10 protein-coding genes and 3 tRNA genes are annotated in these 18,903 nt (G+C 57.4%); 6 read left to right on the forward strand and 7 right to left on the reverse strand.

All coding sequences use genetic code 11. The features are described 5' to 3' along the window. Positions 1–79: 79 nt before the first annotated feature. Positions 80–1,285 carry a cysteine desulfurase CsdA gene (csdA, locus tag ACMGG5_RS01510; RefSeq protein WP_420277394.1) on the forward strand — a complete coding sequence of 402 codons (1,206 nt, stop codon included), beginning with the start codon at positions 80–82 and terminating at the stop codon, positions 1,283–1,285. Then, positions 1,285–1,731 (forward strand): cysteine desulfurase sulfur acceptor subunit CsdE, encoded by a 447-nt coding sequence (gene csdE, locus ACMGG5_RS01515; RefSeq protein WP_024909284.1) that lies wholly within the window; start codon positions 1,285–1,287, stop codon positions 1,729–1,731. Before csdA ends, csdE begins: the two co-directional genes overlap by 1 nt. Here the strand turns inward: csdE and tcdA are convergent. Beyond that, positions 1,722–2,528, reverse strand: coding sequence for a tRNA cyclic N6-threonylcarbamoyladenosine(37) synthase TcdA (tcdA, locus tag ACMGG5_RS01520; protein ID WP_008499651.1), 807 nt, complete (start codon positions 2,526–2,528; stop codon positions 1,722–1,724). The two genes, csdE and tcdA, sit on opposite strands and share 10 nt — an antisense overlap. Positions 2,529–2,603: 75 nt before the next feature. After that, positions 2,604–3,701, reverse strand: a complete 1,098-nt coding sequence (gene mltA, locus ACMGG5_RS01525; protein ID WP_023309035.1) for a murein transglycosylase A — start codon at positions 3,699–3,701, stop codon at positions 2,604–2,606. Positions 3,702–3,909: 208 nt separating this feature from the next. Here mltA and ACMGG5_RS01530 point away from each other — a divergent pair. The 3 genes from ACMGG5_RS01530 to ACMGG5_RS01540 all read left to right on the forward strand — a co-directional run bounded on the left by ACMGG5_RS01530 (position 3,910) and on the right by ACMGG5_RS01540 (position 4,228). After that, a tRNA-Met gene (locus ACMGG5_RS01530) sits at positions 3,910–3,986 on the forward strand. Positions 3,987–4,030: 44 nt separating this feature from the next. After that, positions 4,031–4,107, forward strand: a tRNA-Met gene (locus tag ACMGG5_RS01535). Between the two features lie 44 nt (positions 4,108–4,151). Then, positions 4,152–4,228 (forward strand) — tRNA-Met (locus tag ACMGG5_RS01540). Positions 4,229–4,315: 87 nt separating this feature from the next. Here the strand turns inward: ACMGG5_RS01540 and amiC are convergent. Then, positions 4,316–5,569 carry an N-acetylmuramoyl-L-alanine amidase AmiC gene (amiC, locus tag ACMGG5_RS01545; RefSeq protein WP_032648118.1) on the reverse strand — a complete coding sequence of 418 codons (1,254 nt, stop codon included), beginning with the start codon at positions 5,567–5,569 and terminating at the stop codon, positions 4,316–4,318. A gap of 227 nt (positions 5,570–5,796) precedes the next feature. Between amiC and argA the strand changes: the two genes are divergently transcribed. Then, complete coding sequence (gene argA, locus ACMGG5_RS01550) at positions 5,797–7,128, forward strand: amino-acid N-acetyltransferase (protein WP_008499655.1); 1,332 nt, start codon at positions 5,797–5,799, stop codon at positions 7,126–7,128. A 33-nt stretch (positions 7,129–7,161) separates the two neighbouring features. Here the strand turns inward: argA and recD are convergent, their stop codons facing one another. The 4 genes from recD to recC form a co-directional block, all read right to left on the reverse strand. After that, positions 7,162–8,982 (reverse strand): exodeoxyribonuclease V subunit alpha, encoded by a 1,821-nt coding sequence (gene recD / locus ACMGG5_RS01555; RefSeq protein ID WP_157189674.1) that lies wholly within the window; start codon positions 8,980–8,982, stop codon positions 7,162–7,164. Further along, positions 8,979–12,521, reverse strand: coding sequence for an exodeoxyribonuclease V subunit beta (gene recB / locus ACMGG5_RS01560; protein WP_420277395.1), 3,543 nt, complete (start codon positions 12,519–12,521; stop codon positions 8,979–8,981). Before recB ends, recD begins: the two co-directional genes overlap by 4 nt. After that, positions 12,518–15,385: a pitrilysin gene (ptrA, locus tag ACMGG5_RS01565; RefSeq protein WP_420277396.1), complete on the reverse strand. Its 2,868-nt coding sequence runs from the start codon at positions 15,383–15,385 to the stop codon at positions 12,518–12,520. The genes recB and ptrA overlap by 4 nt, the downstream gene beginning before the upstream one ends. Positions 15,386–15,525: 140 nt before the next feature. Then, positions 15,526–18,900 (reverse strand): exodeoxyribonuclease V subunit gamma, encoded by a 3,375-nt coding sequence (gene recC, locus ACMGG5_RS01570; protein WP_420277398.1) that lies wholly within the window; start codon positions 18,898–18,900, stop codon positions 15,526–15,528. Positions 18,901–18,903 lie beyond the last annotated feature (3 nt).

Below are 18,903 nucleotides of genomic sequence, written 5' to 3' on the forward strand. Positions count from 1 at the left end.
GACAATTCTGATAGATATCAACCTCCTTGCCCTGCCGCTGAAATTGCGCGACGATCGCTATATTGAAATGAGGAATCCCATGAACGCTTTCAGCCCTGCGCAGTTCCGCGCACAGTTTCCGGCCCTGGCCGATGCCGGTATTTATCTGGACAGCGCCGCCACCGCCCTTAAGCCCCAGGCGGTGATTGAGGCCACGCAGCAGTTCTACAGCCTGAGCGCCGGGAACGTGCATCGCAGCCAGTTTGCCGAAGCGCAGCGTTTAACCGCGCGCTATGAAGCGGCACGCGATCAGGTCGCACACCTGATCAATGCCGAAAGCGGGAAAAACATCGTCTGGACGCGCGGTACGACCGAGGCCATCAACATGGTGGCCCAGTGCTACGCGCGCCCGCTGCTTCAGCCGGGCGATGAGATCGTCGTTAGCGAGGCGGAACATCACGCCAACCTGGTGCCGTGGCTGATGGTGGCCGAGCAAACGGGTGCACGCGTGGTGAAGCTTCCACTGGGTGCAGACCTTCTGCCCGATGTGGCCCGTCTCCCCGAGCTGATTACCTCCCGCAGCCGCATTCTGGCGCTCGGACAGATGTCGAACGTCACGGGAGGCTGCCCGGACCTGGCTCAGGCCATTCGCATAGCCCATGCCAGCGGGATGGTGGTAATGGTCGACGGCGCCCAGGGCGTGGTGCATTTCCCCGCTGATGTGCAGGCGCTTGATATCGACTTCTATGCCTTCTCAGGACATAAGCTCTACGGGCCAACCGGTATAGGGGCGTTATATGGCAAGCCAGATCTGCTGGCAAAAATGACGCCGTGGCTCGGTGGCGGCAAAATGATTACCGAAGTGTCGTTCGATGGCTTCAAAACTCAGGACGTTCCCTATCGTCTGGAAGCCGGTACGCCGAACGTGGCGGGGGTGATTGGCTTAAGCGCGGCGCTGGAGTGGCTGGCAGAAACCGACATTGTCCAGGCTGAAAGCTGGAGCCGGGGACTGGCGACGCTGGCAGAGGAAGAACTCAAAAAGCGCCCGGGTTTCCGCTCGTTCCGCGTTCAGGACTCCAGCCTGCTCGCCTTTGATTTTGCGGGCGTTCATCATAGCGACATGGTGACGCTGCTGGCCGGATATGGCATTGCCCTGCGTGCCGGACAGCACTGCGCCCAGCCGCTGCTGACGGCGTTCGGCGTTAACGGTACGCTGCGCGCCTCGTTTGCGCCGTATAATACCCAAAGCGATGTCGACGCGCTGGTTGCCGCCGTTGACCGCGCCCTTGAAATACTGGTGGATTAATGACTAGCGCTGCTTTAGCCGGACATCCGTTTGGCACGGTCATCACAGAAGAGACCTTAAAACAGACCTTCGCCCCGCTCCAGCAGTGGGAAGATAAATATCGTCAGCTGATCCTGCTGGGTAAACAGCTCCCTGCGCTTTCAGACGATCTCAAAACGCAGGCGAAAGAGATCGCAGGCTGTGAAAACCGCGTCTGGCTGGGCGTGAGCGTCTCCGGCGAGAAGCTGCACTTCTTCGGCGACAGCGAAGGCCGCATTGTCCGGGGCCTGCTGGCCGTATTGTTAACCGCTGTGGAAGGGAAAAGCGCGGCGGAACTGCTGGCACATTCGCCGCTGGCGTTATTTGATGAGCTTGGACTGCGCGCGCAGCTCAGCGCCTCGCGCGGTCAGGGGTTGATCGCGCTCAGCGACGCGGTACTGGATGCCGCACGTCAGGCTCAGGCCTGACGTTCCGCCTTCGCCATCATTTTCTTAAGGGCGTGAGACACCGCCACAAAGCCGAAGGAGGCGGTCACCATCGTGGCCGCGCCAAAGCCTGAGGCACAATCCATTCTCTTTGGCCCTTCCGCCGTGCTTTTCATCGCACACACGGAACCGTCCGCCTGCGGGTAGACCAGCGCTTCGGTCGAGAACACGCAGTCGACGCCCAGCTTGCCTTTGCTGTTCTTCACCACGTTAAAGTCGCTCTTCAGGCGCTCACGCAGCTTGGCAGCCAGCGGATCTTGGATCGTTTTCGCCAGATCGGCCACCTGGATCTGCGTCGGATCGATTTGCCCGCCCGCGCCGCCCGTCGTGACCAGCGGCACCTTGTAGCGGCGGCAGTATGCGATCAGCGCCGCTTTTGGCCGTACGCTGTCGATGGCGTCAATCACATAGCTGTAGCCTTTACTCATATACTCCGCGACGTTATCTGCCGTCACAAAGTCGTCGATCACCGTCACGCGGCACTCCGGGTTGATCAAGCGGATACGCTCCGCCATGACCTCAGATTTTGCCAGGCCGACGCTATCACGCAGAGCGTGAATTTGACGGTTGGTGTTGGTGACGCACACGTCATCCATGTCAATCAGCGTGATTGCGCCAATACCGGTTCTCGCCAGCGCTTCTGCCGCCCACGATCCCACACCACCAATGCCCACGACGCAGACATGCGCATCCGCAAACAGCTGCAGGGCTTTTTCACCATATAAACGTGCCGTCCCGCCAAAACGCTGGCGCCAGGCGTCGCTGATTACCACAGACATAAAACCTCAGATGTAAAAAGGGTGAGGTTTTCCTCACCCTGAACAGTAATCCGTATTGCGCTCAGAATACCACAATCAGCCGCTGAATACGTTTCCGGCACCCGGCGCCGCCTTCAGTACCCACACGCGTCCGTAGTGGTTATACCAGCCCGCGCGGTGGCCAGCGTCAGGGCCAATGCCCTGATAGATATCGAAGTGCTGACCTTTGATCGCCCCGCCGACGTCCAGCGCCACCATCAGACGCAGCTCATACTGGCCGTTGAACTTGCCGTTGTTGTCCAGCAGAGGAACTTCAGCCAGCAGCGTGGTACCTGCAGGAATAATCGAGCGATCCGATGCTACCGACGCGCGGCCAATCAGCGGAACGGCACTCGCCCCTTTCACCGGGGCGAAGTTTTGCGGTTTGAAGAAGACGAACGACGGGTTCTGCTCCAGCAGCTCACGCACCTCGGCTTCGCTGTGTTTCTCGCCCCACTCGCGGATCGCCTGCATCGACATGTCTTCTTTCTTCACTTCGCCACGGTCGATCAGCACCTTGCCAATACTGCGATAGGCGTGGCCGTTTTTACCGGAATAGCTAAAGAAGTTAAGCGGTGAACCGTCGCCAAAATCAATGTAGCCGCTGCCCTGAACGTCCATGATGAAGTTATCCATCAGGGAGTTGCTGTAGGCCAGAACGTAGTTTTCGCTCAGCGCACCGGCGTAGATCTCAGCGCGAGACGGCAGACGGCCGCGTTTTGGCGGCATACGGTAGATAGGATACTGGAACTCGCCCTGACGCGAGTGTCGTGCCTGGATAACCGGGGTGTAATAGCCGGTAAACTGAACGTTGCCGTAGTTATCAGCCCCTTCCATCTGCCAGGCGTCGATACCAAACTGGCGCATGTTGCGCGTATCGCCGCCTGCTTTCAGCCAGTCCTGGACCGCGTTATACACGCTACTCTGGGTGCCATACAGACGCGGCGACGCGTTGCGGATCTGGTAGACCTGCTCGGAGAAATCACCGGCATTAATCGGTGCGCCGACCGCATCAGGCTGATTAACTAAAGAGAAAGGCTGGGATAACTTCCCGTCTTTATACTGTTGACCGCGATCGGTCGGTTTGGAAGAACAGGCCGCAAGAATCGCTACCATTGCGCCCGCCATCAGATACTTCGCCCAACGTCCTTTCATTATATCTCGTCTTTAAGTTGCCCATTTCCGCGTGATGAAGATAACAAACCGCCAGGGCTAATGAAATGCGATCGCATGCCCTTTGGCAAATTTTGCGCAAAAAGTAGTCCAAACAACGCCATGTCGTTCAATTTGCATACAAAATCATGATAAATGTGAAAAAGGGGTTGCATCACAAACCTATCCGAGTATAGTGCGCATCCACGGACGCGGGGTGGAGCAGCCTGGTAGCTCGTCGGGCTCATAACCCGAAGGTCGTCGGTTCAAATCCGGCCCCCGCAACCAATTAAAATTTGATGAAGTATCTTCTACGACTGTAGAAAGACGGACGCGGGGTGGAGCAGCCTGGTAGCTCGTCGGGCTCATAACCCGAAGGTCGTCGGTTCAAATCCGGCCCCCGCAACCAATCAAATTTGAAGAAGTAAGCTTCTACAAGAGTAGAAAGACGGACGCGGGGTGGAGCAGCCTGGTAGCTCGTCGGGCTCATAACCCGAAGGTCGTCGGTTCAAATCCGGCCCCCGCAACCAACACTTCTAAAACAATAAACACCCTTAAGGGTGTTTTTTTGTATCTGTCGTTTGTGAATTTGCCGGGCGTGAACCCGGCCAAAAGATCTACCCGCGCCGCGCCAGCGTCGCCCCGTCAGAGAAATACGCACGAATCCCTGCAAGAATCGACTCCGCAACCTCCTGCTGGAATTTTGCCGTCTTGAGCTTACGCTCCTCTTCCACGTTACTGATAAACGCGGTTTCAACCAGGATGGACGGGATATCCGGCGCCTTGAGTACCGCAAATCCGGCCTGTTCAACGCTGTTCTTATGCAGCTTATTGATGTTGCCCAGCTTGCCCAGCACCGCTTTACCAAACTTCAGGCTGTCGTTAATGGTCAGCGACTGCACCATATCGAACATAGTGTGGTCGACGTAGCGATCGCCACTTTTGCCCACGCCACCAATCAGGTCAGAGGCGTTCTGGGTGTCCGCAAGGTATCTCGCGGCGGTACTGGTCGCGCCTTTGGTCGAGAGCGCAAACACCGACGAGCCGCTTGGCTGACGGCTGGTAAACGCATCCGCATGGATCGACACGAACAAATCGGCGCGCTGCTTCTGCGCTTTCGCCACCCGGACCTTCAGCGGAATGAAGACATCCTCATTACGCGTCATATAGGCGCGCATATTACCTTCTTTATCGATTAAGGCCTTCAGACGGCGCGCAATTTGCAGTACCACGTCTTTTTCACGCGTACGGTATTTCCCCACCGCGCCAGAGTCTTCGCCGCCGTGGCCAGGATCAAGCATGATCACAATCGGACGATCGCGCCCTGCTTTCCCCGGCTGCGGACCGCTTTGCGCAGGTGGAACCTGACGCTCCAAATCGCCCTTGTTGTAATCCTCCAGCAGGGCAAGAAGCGGATCCTGAATATCCGTCGCATTGGCCGGGTAGAGATCCATCACCAGGCGCTCTTTGAAGGTCGCAACAGGCGCCAGGGCAAATAGCTGCGGCTTAACGTTCTGCTTCAGTTCAAACACCATGCGCACGGTTTGCGGATCGAACTGCCCGACGCGCGCCGATTTAATAAACGGATCGTCACCGCGGATCTGCGCCGCCATTCCTTTCAGCACGGAGTTGAGGTTAACGCCTTCGAGATCCACCACCACACGCTCCGGGTTGCTGAGGGCAAATTGCTTATATTTCAGCACGCGATTGGATTCGACCGTCACGCGCGTATAGGTCGACGATGGCCAGACGCGCACCGCCACGACCTGGCTGGTGGCGGCAAGACCGACCTGACTGACGCTAAGCAACCACATTGCCCCGGCCCCTTTTAACAAACGGCGGCGGCTTATTGCTGAATTGGATCCCGACATGCTTCTCCCGAGCAAGAACACTGACTGATATACAAAATGTCCAGATTGACCGAAAACTTTAACGAATGACGCATAAACTGTCATCTATAAAAGGGTAAACAATCATACGCTAACGCACGGATTACTTACCAATTTCTGTGGGTCGCGGAAAATTTGCGCTTGCACACGCGACCACAATCGAATAAAAATACACAAATTACGAATAAACATTCATTAAGGGTTGTGCCATGGTGAAGGAACGTAGAACCGAACTGGTCCAGGGATTCCGCCATTCTGTTCCCTATATCAACGCCCATCGGGGAAAAACGTTTGTCATCATGCTTGGCGGCGAAGCCATTGAGCATGAAAATTTTTCCAGCATCGTCAATGACATTGGCCTGCTGCACAGCCTGGGGATCCGCCTGGTGGTGGTGTATGGCGCGCGTCCGCAGATCGACGCCAACCTGGCCGCTCACCACCACGAGCCGATTTACCACAAACATACCCGCGTCACCGATGCCAAAACCCTGGAGCTGGTGAAACAGGCGGCGGGTCTGCTGCAGCTGGATATTACCGCTCGCCTGTCCATGAGTCTGAACAACACGCCGCTGCAGGGGGCGCATATCAACGTCGTGAGCGGCAACTTTATCATTGCCCAGCCGCTAGGCGTGGACGATGGCGTGGATTACTGCCACAGCGGCCGCATTCGTCGTATTGATGAAGAAGCCATTCACCGCCAGCTGGACAGCGGAGCCATCGTCCTGATGGGCCCGGTCGCCGTTTCCGTGACTGGCGAAAGCTTTAACCTGACGTCCGAAGAGATTGCCACGCAGCTGGCGATCAAGCTGAAGGCGGAAAAAATGATTGGGTTCTGCTCCTCCCAGGGCGTCGTGAACGATGAAGGAACAATCGTGCCGGAACTCTTCCCGAACGAAGCCCAGGCCCGCGTGGAAGCGCTGGAAGCCGAAGGCGATTACCACTCCGGCACCGTCCGCTTCCTGCGTGGCGCCGTGAAGGCCTGCCGTAGCGGCGTGCGCCGTAGCCATCTGATCAGCTATCAGGAAGACGGCGCCCTGCTGCAGGAGCTGTTCTCCCGCGACGGTATTGGTACGCAGATTGTGATGGAGAGTGCGGAGCAGATCCGCCGCGCCACCATCAACGATATCGGCGGCATTCTGGAACTGATCCGCCCGCTGGAACAGCAGGGTATTCTGGTGCGTCGCTCACGCGAACAGCTGGAGATGGAGATTGACAAATTCACCATTATTCAGCGCGATAACCTGACTATTGCCTGCGCCGCGCTCTATCCGTTCCCGGAAGAGAAGATCGGTGAAATGGCCTGCGTGGCGGTGCATCCTGATTACCGCAGCTCTTCACGCGGTGAAATGCTGCTTGAGCGCGTGGCGGCACAGGCGCGCCAGATGGGGCTGAGCAAGCTGTTCGTCCTGACGACGCGCAGCATTCACTGGTTCCAGGAGCGCGGGTTTACGCCGGTGGATATCGATTCTCTGCCGGAGACGAAGAAAGAGATGTACAACTATCAGCGCCGCTCAAAAGTGCTGATGGCTGACCTGGGATAATACGACGCCCTCACCGTCCGGCGAGGGCTTCGTTCAGAGGGACTCAAATATCGCGCCCAGCCCGCTTCGACGTTCCGTACGGGTGGCAATCGCCTGCACCAGCACGCGTTCATCGGTATAGAGCGACAGGCGCTGACGCGCGCGCGTTATGGCGGTATAGATCAGCTCTCGGGTAATGACGGGGGAAAGCTGCGTGGGCAGGATCAGCGCCGCGTGGTTAAATTCGGAGCCCTGGGATTTATGCACCGTCATCGCCCAGGCGGTTTCATGCTCGGGCAAACGGCTGGGCTGGAAAGACTTCACGCTCCCGTCCGGCATCTGGAACCAGACGCGCAGACCCTGACCGCAGTCGAGCGCAATCCCGATATCCCCGTTAAACAATCCCAGCGCGCTGTCGTTACGGGAGATCATCACCGGTCGCCCTTCATACCAGCGCGAGTGCGGGGTACGGTTAATTTTGCGTTTTTGCGCCAGCAGCTGTTCCAGCCTGTCGTTAAGACCCCGGACACCAAAGGGGCCTTCCCTCAGCGCACAGAGCAACTGATATTCGCCAAACGAGGCAATGACCTGCTCCGGCGTACTTTGCTGTTGTACGTCCGTCAGAAAGCGCTGGTACCCCTGCAGGGCGTCGTCAAGCATCGCCTGATACTCTTCCGCGCTTTGCAGCGATTTTTTCTCAATATCCGTAAAGGTTCCGTCAAATACCGCCGTGGTGGCGCGCCGGTCGCCCCGGTTCACCGCTGCCGCAAGCTGGCCGATGCCGGAGTCGCTGCCGAAACGGTAGCTTTTTTGCAGCAGACACAGGCTGTCGCGCAGCGCCCCTGCTAGCGAATGGTTTTCAGAGGTGAGCGAGCATCCGGTGAGACGGGCTAACTCCTGAGCGCGTTCAGCTGTATATCCCAGGCTGGCATAGGTGCAGATATCACCCAGTACCGCCCCCGCCTCCACGGAGGCAAGCTGGTCACGATCGCCGAGGAAAATGACGCGCGCGTGCGGCGGTAGCGCATCGATCAAACGCGACATCATCGTCAGGTCAATCATTGAGGCTTCATCCACCACCAGCACGTCAAGGTGCAGCGGATTACCGGCATGATAGCGCAGACGCTGGCTACCCGGCTGTGCGCCAAGCAAACGGTGCAGCGTGCTGGCCTCATTGGGGAAAAGCGCAAGCTGCTCCCCGGTTAGCGGCAGCTTTTGCAGCGCGCCGCCTAACGATTCCGTCAGACGTGCCGCCGCTTTACCGGTGGGGGCCGCCAGGCGAATACGGCACTTTTGCTCACCCGATAACTGAATCAACGCGGCAAGCAGTTTTGCCACGGTGGTCGTTTTCCCGGTACCCGGGCCGCCAGAAATCACTGAGATCCGTCGCGTTAAGGCTACGGCAGCCGCCACTTTCTGCCAGTCTGTCTCGTCGTCAGAGGTAAACAGCGCATCCAGCGTTTGCCGGAGCTGTGCTTCATCGCAGGGAAGCGGGGCGTTGGTCTCGCTGAAAAAGCGCGCTACCGTCAGTTCGTTACGCCAGAGCCGGTTAAGATACAAACGCTCGCTGACTAGGATCATCGGCGTCCCGGTATCGGCTCCGCTCACGGCAGGCGAGCCGAGTAATATCGCCTGCCAGTCCACTGCGTCACCCAGCAGCGCGAAGCACGCCTGTAAAACCGGAGGCATCTTCTCATCCACCGCCAGACGCGACAGCGGCAGACACACGTGCCCCTCCCCCGCGTCTTTGCTCAGAATGGCGGCGGCAAGCATGACGGCAGGCTCCTCGCCTGCCACCATCATGGCGAACTGCACATCCAGGTGGCGCAGTAATCGTTGTTCAACCGCGTCCAGCAGTAGCGCCTGCATCGTCATGCCACCTCCTCCGTGCCTGCAGCAAACAGGTTATCCATTTTTTCAATCAGTTCCGCAGCCGGACGCGTGCTAAAGACGCCGGAACGCGGGTCGTTAGCATCCACTCCGCGCAGGAACAGGTAAATTACGCCGCCAAAATGCGCTTCGTAGCGGTAATCAGCCATGCGATGGCGCAGGTAACGGTGCAGCGCCAGGGTATAAAGCTGGTACTGCAGATCGTAGCGATGCATCTGCATGGCCGCGGCCATCGCGTCTTGCGTGTAGGCTTCGCTGCTTTCACCCAGCCAGTTCGATTTGTAATCCAGCAGGTAGTAGCGTCCTTCGTGGCGGAAAACCAGGTCGATAAAACCTTTGAGCATCCCCTGCACCTGGCGGAAGTTCAGCGGCGGGCACCCGGCGGATAACGGATCGTACTCGCGGATCACCGCATCAAGCGCCTCTGCCCTGAGCGGACTGGCGATGGGGAGATAAAACTCCATCTCCACCTGCTTATCTTTGGTAGTCAACTGGCTAAGCGAGATCCCCTGCGCGGTGAGCGGAGCATGCAGAACCGCGCGGATCCAGTCGGTGAGAACCGGCTGCCAATGCGCGTCGTAACCACCACTCTGTAACATCTTCAGCACCCACTCTTCGGAAACCGGCTGGGTAAAATCCAGCTCTTCAAACAGGCTGTGCAAAAACGTGCCTGGAGAAGCGCCGCGCGGGAACTGGTGCGGCGTGAGCACCGGCTCAGCGGGTACGCTACCGGCCCCCGCGGCATCCACGTCCAGTTTTGGCATCAGATCCTGAGCGATACTCTGCCCGTGCTGTTGTAAACCGGAGTAGCTGGTGACGCGCCAGTCGTCGGCTATCGTACGCACAACCTGGCGGGCATGGAGCGCTGAATCACGCAGCTCCGGCATCTGCCAGCGGCTGTTGTCGGGCAGCGAAGGAATATGCAGGGCAACATGCTCAGTGCAAAGGGATTCGATGCACTGACGCAGGCCTGCCGCGTCTTTGGGTTCACCCTGCTGAATAAGCCGCCCCAGCGCGCTCAGATGAAAATCGCTCTCCCCGCTTTTTTCGCCACGGCGACGGAACAGAGGCGCAACGCCCAGGCTACAGTGCCAGATCGAACGGGTCAGCGCCACGTAGAGCAGGCGCAAATCTTCCGCCAGACGTTCAGCCTCTGCCAGCTCAACGCTGGACTCCGCGTTGCTGAGATCGAGCACCGCCTCAAAAGACTCGCGATCGTGGTAAAAGGCCTGATCCTGCACGCGGTAATTGGCAATAAACGGCAGCCAGACCAGCGGATATTCCAGGCCTTTCGATTTGTGAATGGTGACGATCTGCACCAGATGTTTATCGCTCTCAAGGCGCATCTGCTGGCTGGACGAATTGCTGTTCGGATCGGCAATCTGCTGCGCCAGCCAGCGCACCAGAGCGTGCTCGCTCTCCAGCTGCGTACCCGCTTCCTGCAACAGTTCGCTGATATGTAAAATATCGGTCAAACGGCGCTCGCCGCCTGCTGTCGCCAGCATATTCTCCGCAATGTGGCGCTGCGCCATGAGCTCGCGCACCATTGCCATTACCCCGCGCTTCTGCCATTTTTCGCGGTAGCGAACAAACTCTTCGACCACGGCATCCCATGCGGCTTCGTCATTGTTGAGCGCATCAATATCCCGCGCATTCAGCCCGAGCATCGCGCTCGCCAGTGCGCTGCGCAGCGTGCTTTCCCGCTCCGGGGCCAGCACGGCCTGCAGCAGCCATAGCATCTCCTGCGCTTCCAGCGTTTCAAAGACGCTGTCGCGGTTTGAGAGGTAGACGGAGGGGATATTCAGTAACGTCAGGGCGTCGCGGATGAGCGCGGCCTCCTGACGGCTACGCACCAGTACCGTAATATCCGATGCCTTTACGGGGGTGGGGTTATCCCCCTTCCACAGCAGCGCGTCACCGCGCGCGCCCGCACTGAGCCAGTCACGGATTTGCGCGGCACAGTGCTGGGCCATGGCATTTTGATAGTCGGCAACGCCGCAGCCTTCCCCATCCAGCAGCCAGAAGTTCATGGCAGGCTGCGTCTCGCCGTTGAACTCGAAGCGCAACGAGGCATTTTTCTCGGCAAATTTTACCGGCTGAAACGGGATCTCCCGGAACATAAACGCCGTATCCATGCGGCTGAAGAGCCCGTTGACGCTTTCCACCATGCCGGGAGAGGAGCGCCAGTTGGTATCGAGCGTGTAGTGCGCGTCAACCTCGCTGCGGGCTTTCATGTAGGTGAAAATATCCGCACCGCGGAAGGCGTAGATAGCCTGTTTCGGATCGCCGATTAACAGCAGCGCGGTGTCGGGCTGCTGGCGCCAGATACGGCGGAAAATGCGGTACTGCTGCGGGTCGGTATCCTGAAATTCGTCGATCATCGCCACCGGGAAACGGGTGCGGATCGCGGCGGCAAGCGCTTCACCGTTTTCACTGCACAGCGCCGCATCGAGGCGGCTCAGCATATCGTCGAAACCCAGTTCACCCCGGCGGCGTTTCTCACGCGCGACGGCTTCGCGAATTTCCGTCATGGCGCGGGTAATCATCAGATCGTTGAGCGTTAAGGGCTCCGCCAGCAGGGATTCAATCGCCACAAACAGGGGATGCTCAGGGACAATGCCGTCGGCTTTGGTCCGCTCAACCAGGAAACGTTGGGAGAATTTCTCCAGCGCGTCCGGGAGCTGGTAGCCTCGCGTCTCTTCCTGCGCCCAGGCGCCGATCTTGTCGATCCATTTCCCCTGATTGCCACGGTTAAACTTGCGTCGGTCAATCCCGGAATTTTCGATGATTGCGTCAATCTCGCCAACGGACTCAAGCCATTTTTGCTTGATGTCGGCAATCTGCGCGATGATCTTTTCATGCCGTGAGGCCAGCGTTTCATCTGCCGGCGGCGGGGATTTGATGACCGGCGCTTCCCCCTGCAGATAACGATCGATAGCGCGCAGCAGCGCCTCCGGGCCCTTCCACAACGCGTGTACGGCTTCGGCGATATCGCGCGGTAACGGATAGCAATGGCGACGCCAGAAATCCGCGCAGGCCTGATAGCGAAGCACGGATTCATCTTCAATAAGCTGCTGTTCGAACAGCATGCCGGATTCAAACGCATTCAGGCTCAGCATGCGCTGGCAAAAACCGTGAATGGTGAAGACGGACGCTTCATCCATCTGCCGTTCGGCGAGGAGCAGCCACTGTGCTGCCTGTTGCTTATCGGCAATCTCTTCCAGAAGGCTCGCGTAGAGAGGGTTATCCGTGCTCTGACGCAGACAGGCGATGCGCAGCTCGTGGATATTGGTACGAATACGGCCCCGCAGCTCAGCGGTGGCAGCCTCGGTGAAGGTCACCACCAGCAGCTCTTCCACGCTCAAAGGGCGTGGAAAAGCGGCGTTGCCGCCAAGCCCCAGCAGCAGACGCAGATAAAGGGCGGCGATGGTGAAGGTTTTTCCCGTTCCCGCTGAGGCTTCAATCAATCGTTCACCCTGCAGAGGTAAACGTAAGGGATCAAGGGACTCAGCGGTATCGGTCATTCTTTCTTACTCCAGGGCATAGATTGCTGCAGCGCGCTGACGCTTTTCCAGACTTTCCAGCCTTTCGGGTTCACGTACTCCGTTTTCCCGTTCTGGCTACCGGAAACCTGGGACAGGATGGTGATACCCTGCGGCTTAATGACCGCCTGATGGAAGAAGTCGGCAACCTTCTGCGGCGTCAGCTGTTTTATCTCGGCCACTACTTTATCACGCGAATCAAAATTCAGATTACCGCGATCGAAATCTTTGCTCAGCTGCGAGGCTTCTTCACCCAGCGTCTGCGGCGGCTGCATTACCTGCGCGATGACGGCCTGCTGGATCTGAGCAAACTCTTCCGGCTTCATCGCGCGCAGCTTTGCTTCCACCTGCGGGAAGAAGGCCTGGTAACGCTGCCAGAGATACGCCGGCTGTTTGTCGCTGCTTTGCAGCAGGAAGCCCAGCCCCCACTGTCGGCCGACGTTCATGGAGAAGGCAAATACCGCGTAGCCAAGCTGCTCTTCTGTGCGTAACTGGTTATAGAACCACGGCTGAATAATTTGTCCCAGCACGGCGCTCTGCGCTGAGCTGGCGAATTCATCATACCCCGTTGGCACAAAGACCGCGGCCAGCGCGGAATCCGTGCTGTTACCCGTCTTTTCAAAAATCACATTCTGCTTTTTCTCAACCAGCACGTCCTGGTTGCGGCACCACTCGTCGCCTTTCGAACCGAGCTGAGTGCGCACATTCTCCGCCAGGGTTTTGGCCTGCTCCTCACTCATGTTGCCGACGATCAGGAACTCCGGACGCGTGTTGGTTTTCAGCGCGTCACGGTACGCCAGCACGTCTTTTAAGGAGATCGAAGGCAACAGCGCGCGGCGGTCTTCTCGCTGGAAATAAGGAACCTGCGACAGCATTTGCGCTGGCATAAGCGCCAGATCGTAAGCTTTGCCCTTCTCGGCAGAATCCATCATCTGGGCGTACCACGATTTGGCCTGCTCAAGCTGCTCTTCCGTCGGCGTGTAGCTGAAATACCCTTCCAGCAGTGCCTGGAACAGCTGAGGCAAACGCTGGGTATAGCCGTTTGCATTGAGCATCAAACCGTTGTTGGCGTTGGTGGAAAAGCTGATGCCGCCCACGGCCGCCTGGTTGCTGAGCTGATCGAGCGCAATCCCGGCGAGATAGTCATTGAGCGCGAACATCACCTGATTTTTGGCGCTGTTCATCGCTTTCGGGTTACGCAGCACCACGCTGACATCGGCCTTTGGCTCGCTGGCGAAATAGCGGCTTGGGGTATACACGACGCGCAGCGTTGGCTCATCAATGATCAGCGCCGGGTGCGGGTAATCTTTAGTCGTTTTGGTCAGCGAGAAGTCATCCGGAATATAGGGGTTCAGCTCCGGCAGCTTCAACGCAATCTCCCCGGCCTTTTTCTGCCAGTCGGCGAAGGTCTGTGCGCTGATTTTATCTACCTGATAAGGGGCATCGACAAAGTACGCCGTCTTGTTATGCGGTTCGTTCGGGCTGATGTACCAGATGCGGGCATTCTCCGGCGTCATCATCGCCAGGCGAGCTTTTACCGCCCCGGCATCGTACCGGTCGGCAATATTCACCGCATCGAGGGTATGTTCCACCGGCACGCGGATCATGGTATCCGCCAGCCACTCAACGTAATCCATGTCGCGGGTGATGGACGGGTAGCGGAAATCGAGATCCAGCACGTGGGCAAGTTCATCAAAATAGCGCTTATCGACGCCTTTCTCGCGCAGTAAAGCGAGGTAGCTGAAGATAGCCGCCACGACTTCATCACGGTTGGCCTGTCCTTTGTCGGTCAGGGTGGCGGAGATCGCCAGCACGCCGCTATTGCCGTTCACAACCGGATCGGAGTCGGCGCGAATGCCTTCCACCAGCCCCTGTTTTTGCAGCCAGTCAGAAAGCGTACCCGGGCTACGGTTACCTATCAGGTAGGTGACCAGCTCATCGGTTTTACTGCGAAACTGTGCGGTGTTGTTATCGATGCGGAATTCCACGCGCAGCACTTTGCGCGGCAGCGCCGGCACGTAGTGGATAACGATGCCTTTTTGCGCGTCCGTAACCACCGGGACGTTTATTTGCGGCAGGTCGATATTTTTATTCGGCACCCGGCCAAACGTTTTAGCCGCCATGTCTGCCAGCTCCGGCAACGGTTTATTGCTGTAGATGACCGCTTTCATCAGGTTGGCGGAGTAGTATTTATCGCGAAACGCGTGCAGAGCATCCAGCACCGGGCTGTTCGGTTTGTCGCTTAACGTCTCAAGGTTACCGCCGGAGAAACGCGAACCCGGGTGTGCAGGGTTGATGGTTTCGGCACTGACCTGGGCCATGCGCATACCGTCTCGCGTGCGGGCCATGGTCAGCTCGGCATTCACCGCATTGCGTTCACGATCGGCATATTTTTTATCCAGCAACGGGGCGGCGATGGAATCAGCAAGGCGATCGACCGCCCCTTCCAGCGCATCATTTTCGACTTCAAGATAAAAGGCCGTGCGGTACGGTGCCGTGCTGGCATTGTGGCTGCCGCCATGCATTTTCAGAAATTCGGACAGGCTATCTGGCTGCGGGTATTTTTTTGACCCCATCAGCGTCATATGTTCCAGATAGTGTGCAAGCCCAGGATGAGCGTCAGGATCTTCCAGCGATCCAACCGGCACCACTAATGCCGAAAGGGATTTCACCGCCTGCGGATCGGAAACCAGCAGTACGGTCATGCCGTTATCAAGACGAATAGCCTGATATTGACGGGTATCTTTTTCGCTTTTACGAATAGTTTCCTGAACGGGTTGCCAACCGGAGTCTGCCTGAGTGACGGGTACCCAGAGGGCGAAAAACAAAACAAACGCTTTAAACAAGGTGCTACCTCTTTATCACGGCTACATCATTAACACATTGCGTGCTGGACACGCCAACATCTCTTTATTGGGTACATCAGTCCGTGATAAGAAGTGCATCATAAATGAACACCCCGTGCTGCGCAATTTTTATACAGCACTCAGGACTGATTAAATTTAAACAACGGCAGCAGGTAGCGCTGCGCCTCTTCCGTGATAGCCTCGAAGTACTCTGGCTCAAGGGTTCGCCATAAGCGCTGATACCAGACATCTTCACCTTCGCCACGCACCATCATGTTACCTTCATAGGCCTGCATAAATTTACTGCGTGCTTTCTGCAGCGAAGCCTCATCCGTTAACATCGCATCATTCTGCGCGTCATAACAGGCTTTTATCCACGCTCCGCCACTTTCCGGTAGTAACAGGAGCGGTTTGTTCATTCCCTGACGGTAGCCTTCAATGTACAAAGACAGATAACCTAACGCCTGCTCGGCTTCCATCGGCGGGAAGCGCCATTCCCCCTCTTTGCGCACGAAAATCCGGCTTTCGCCTTTATGCCCACCCGCACTGTAGACAAGATGTTCCAGCCAGAGTTGCAATCCCTGCGAAACGCTCAGCATGGAGGGCCGCCAGCGCAGCAGCCCGTCCGGCTGAACCTGGGTTAACCAGCCCGTGAGCTGTACCCCGTTGCAGTTGAGATCGATTTCAATACTTTTCCCCGGCTGTCGGCACGCTCTTACGCGCTCCGCCAGAGCGGTCATCTCCTGGCACTGCGCCTCCCAGACAATTTCCCCGAACGCGCCGTAGGGCAGCTGACCCGCAGCGCGGTAGCGACGGTAAAGCTTGTCCGCATCTTCCTCTTCAACCAGCGCATTCAGCAGCTGCAGGTTTAACTGGTAGCGCTCCAGACCTTCCAGCGTAAACGGCTCTGCCTCAGGAATTTCGCTCTCTTCAGAGCGGAAGTTGACCTGCAGTCGTTGCTGGAAGAAGGCGCGCACCGGATGCGCCCAAAACCGCTGAAGCTGTTCGAAGGTCAGAGTGTCGATTGGGCGCGGATCAAGTTCCTGAATGAAATCGGTATGCGCACTTCCCTCTTTTTTCGCCGCCGGTAGCCACTCCTGTGCATAGCTCTGGCGCTCGCTGGCAATATAGTTCACCGGATCAAACGGCATGCGGCTGTGGAAACAGGTGATATGGGCTTTCACCCTCTGCTCGCTTTCATCGCAGTTGCGCGCTTCATCTCCCGGCAGGTAGTGGCTCTGGCCGATATAGTCCACCAGCTCCTGCACCAGTACAGAGGGGAAACGCTCGCTGTTGTCCTGAATGGAACGACCGATATAGCTGATATAGAGCTTACTCTGAGCGGAAATGAGCGCTTCAAGGAAGAGGTAGCGGTCATCATCACGGCGGCTACGATCGCCCCGTTTTGGGTTTGCGCTCATCAAGTCGAACCCCAGCGGCGGCAGCGCGCGCGGATACACACCGTCGTTCATGCCAAGCAGGCAGACCACCCTGAACGGGATAGAGCGCATGGGCATCAGGGTACAAATATTGACAGGACCCGCCAGGAAACGCTGGCTGATTCGCTCCTGGTCAAGCCGCTGCGTCAGCTCATCCCGCAATAGCGACAGCGGGATGGCCTCCTGATAGTGGGAATTCACGCCTTCATCGATGATAGTCTGCCACTGGGTTTCAATGAGCGCCATGGCCGCTTCGGTGTCATTGTCCGGCAGGAAGAAATCATTGAGTAACGCCCTGCAGACCGGGAGCCATTCTTCAAGTGGACGCGGCTGCAACAGCGCATATCGCCAGCGGTTAAGCTGCATTAATAGCGACGCTAAATGCCCCACAAGTTCAGCAATTAACCCGCTGGACTCATCGTAAGGCAGCACCTCATTCCACTCGCCCTGGCTGCTCTCCATGGCGTAGCCCAGCAGCATACGCGTCAGGCCAAATCGCCAGGTGTGCTGCCCGGTTGGGGGAAGTTCGAACTCCTGAACGTTATCGTCATCGATCCCCCAGCGAACGCCAGACTCATTCACCCACTGACGAAGGTAGCGCAGGCCCTCTTCATTGATATTGAAGCGTGCAGCCAGCACGGGAACATCCAGCAATGCCAGGACATCTTCGGAGATAAACCGGCTATCCGGCAGTGACAGAAGAGTGATAAACGCCTGCAATACCGGATGCGACTGACGGGCACGACGGTCAGAGATAGCGTAAGGCAGGTATCGCTCGCCCGTCGCGCTGCCAAAGACGGCCTGAATAAAGGGACTGTAGCTGTCGATATCCGCCACCATCACCACGATATCGCGTGGCGTCAGATCGGGGTCCTCCTGCAGCATCGCCAGCAGCTGGTCGTGAAGCACTTCGACCTCACGCTGCGGGCTGTGGCAAACGTGGATCGTGACGCTGCGATCGTCAGGATCCAGTTTTCGCTTATTATCGCTGCGTTCGAACTCGTTCGCCGTCACGCCCATGACGGCACGGTTTTCCAGATCCAGGATATCTAACTGAATATTATGCAGCAGGCTGTCCGGGGCGATCTCAACAAAGGCATCCACGTCACCTTCTCCTGAGGACGTGATGTCTGAAAGCATATGAATGTAGTCACGTCCCAGCTTCCCCCATGAGGCAAGCAGCGGATTGGGCAGGTTCTGGATACCGTCTTCATCGAAAAGCTGCCCGGCAGTCGAGCCGTCTTTAAACAGCGGGACGGCACGTTCTTCAAAAAGGCGCTTTCTTTGGCGGCTCACCAGCCGCGCAAGCCAGCGTTCGTCGAGGATATCCCCCCAGTATTGTCGGCAGGGGTTGGTAAACAAAATATGGATATCAATATGCTTACCCAGCGCATTCAACGCCTTTAGATAGACAGGGGGTAATGCGGATATTCCGCAGATAAAAACGCGTGACGGCAGTCGGGCCGGGCGCTCCGACGCATTTTCAAGTATCGAGATAAACCGCTCGTAGAGATTGGCACGGTGCCACTTAGGCTGGCCCAGTTTCTCCGTATGCTCTACCAGCGCTTTCCACAGCGGGGCCTGCCATATTTGCGCCTCCGGCAGGCCTTCAACCAACTCGCCCGCTTCCCAACGAATTAACCAGTCAGAACGGTAAACAAGGTATTGGTCATAAAGATCGGCGGTGCGCGATGCCAGCTGGAAAAGCTTCCGCTTGTCGGTATCGTCATTGAGGTAGTGGCGCAGCATGGTGAATTCATCACGCTGCAGCATGTCCGGCAGCAGCGCCATCAGCTTCCAGCTCATGGCCTGTTTGTTGAAGGCGCTCTGCTCCGGGATATCCGGCAACACGCGGACAAACATCTCCCAGATAAAGCTCGCGGGCAGAGGGAAATCAATATTCGCGGCTATGCCAAACTTGCGGGAAAGCGACATTTGCAGCCACTGTGCCATACCGGTGCTCTGCACCAGCACCATTTCAGGCTCAAAAGGATCGTCAAGCCGCTCGCGCTCAACGATAAACTCCATCAGTGCTTCCAGCACATCCAGACGATTTGAGTGGTAGACCCTTAACATAGA

Source organism: Enterobacter sp. BNK-34, assembly GCF_048684445.1.
GTDB classification, from domain to species: domain Bacteria; phylum Pseudomonadota; class Gammaproteobacteria; order Enterobacterales; family Enterobacteriaceae; genus Enterobacter; species Enterobacter pseudoroggenkampii.

Bases quoted from the DNA above. Each gene is read 5' to 3' on its own strand.
- csdA (WP_420277394.1), top strand. From the start codon at position 80: ATGAACGCTTTCAGCCCTGCGCAGTTCCGCGCACAGTTTCCGGCCCTG.
- csdE (WP_024909284.1), top strand. From the start codon at position 1,285: ATGACTAGCGCTGCTTTAGCCGGACATCCGTTTGGCACGGTCATCACA.
- tcdA (WP_008499651.1), bottom strand. From the start codon at position 2,528: ATGTCTGTGGTAATCAGCGACGCCTGGCGCCAGCGTTTTGGCGGGACG.
- mltA (WP_023309035.1), bottom strand. From the start codon at position 3,701: ATGAAAGGACGTTGGGCGAAGTATCTGATGGCGGGCGCAATGGTAGCG.
- amiC (WP_032648118.1), bottom strand. From the start codon at position 5,569: ATGTCGGGATCCAATTCAGCAATAAGCCGCCGCCGTTTGTTAAAAGGG.
- argA (WP_008499655.1), top strand. From the start codon at position 5,797: ATGGTGAAGGAACGTAGAACCGAACTGGTCCAGGGATTCCGCCATTCT.
- recD (WP_157189674.1), bottom strand. From the start codon at position 8,982: ATGACGATGCAGGCGCTACTGCTGGACGCGGTTGAACAACGATTACTG.
- recB (WP_420277395.1), bottom strand. From the start codon at position 12,521: ATGACCGATACCGCTGAGTCCCTTGATCCCTTACGTTTACCTCTGCAG.
- recC (WP_420277398.1), bottom strand. From the start codon at position 18,900: ATGTTAAGGGTCTACCACTCAAATCGTCTGGATGTGCTGGAAGCACTG.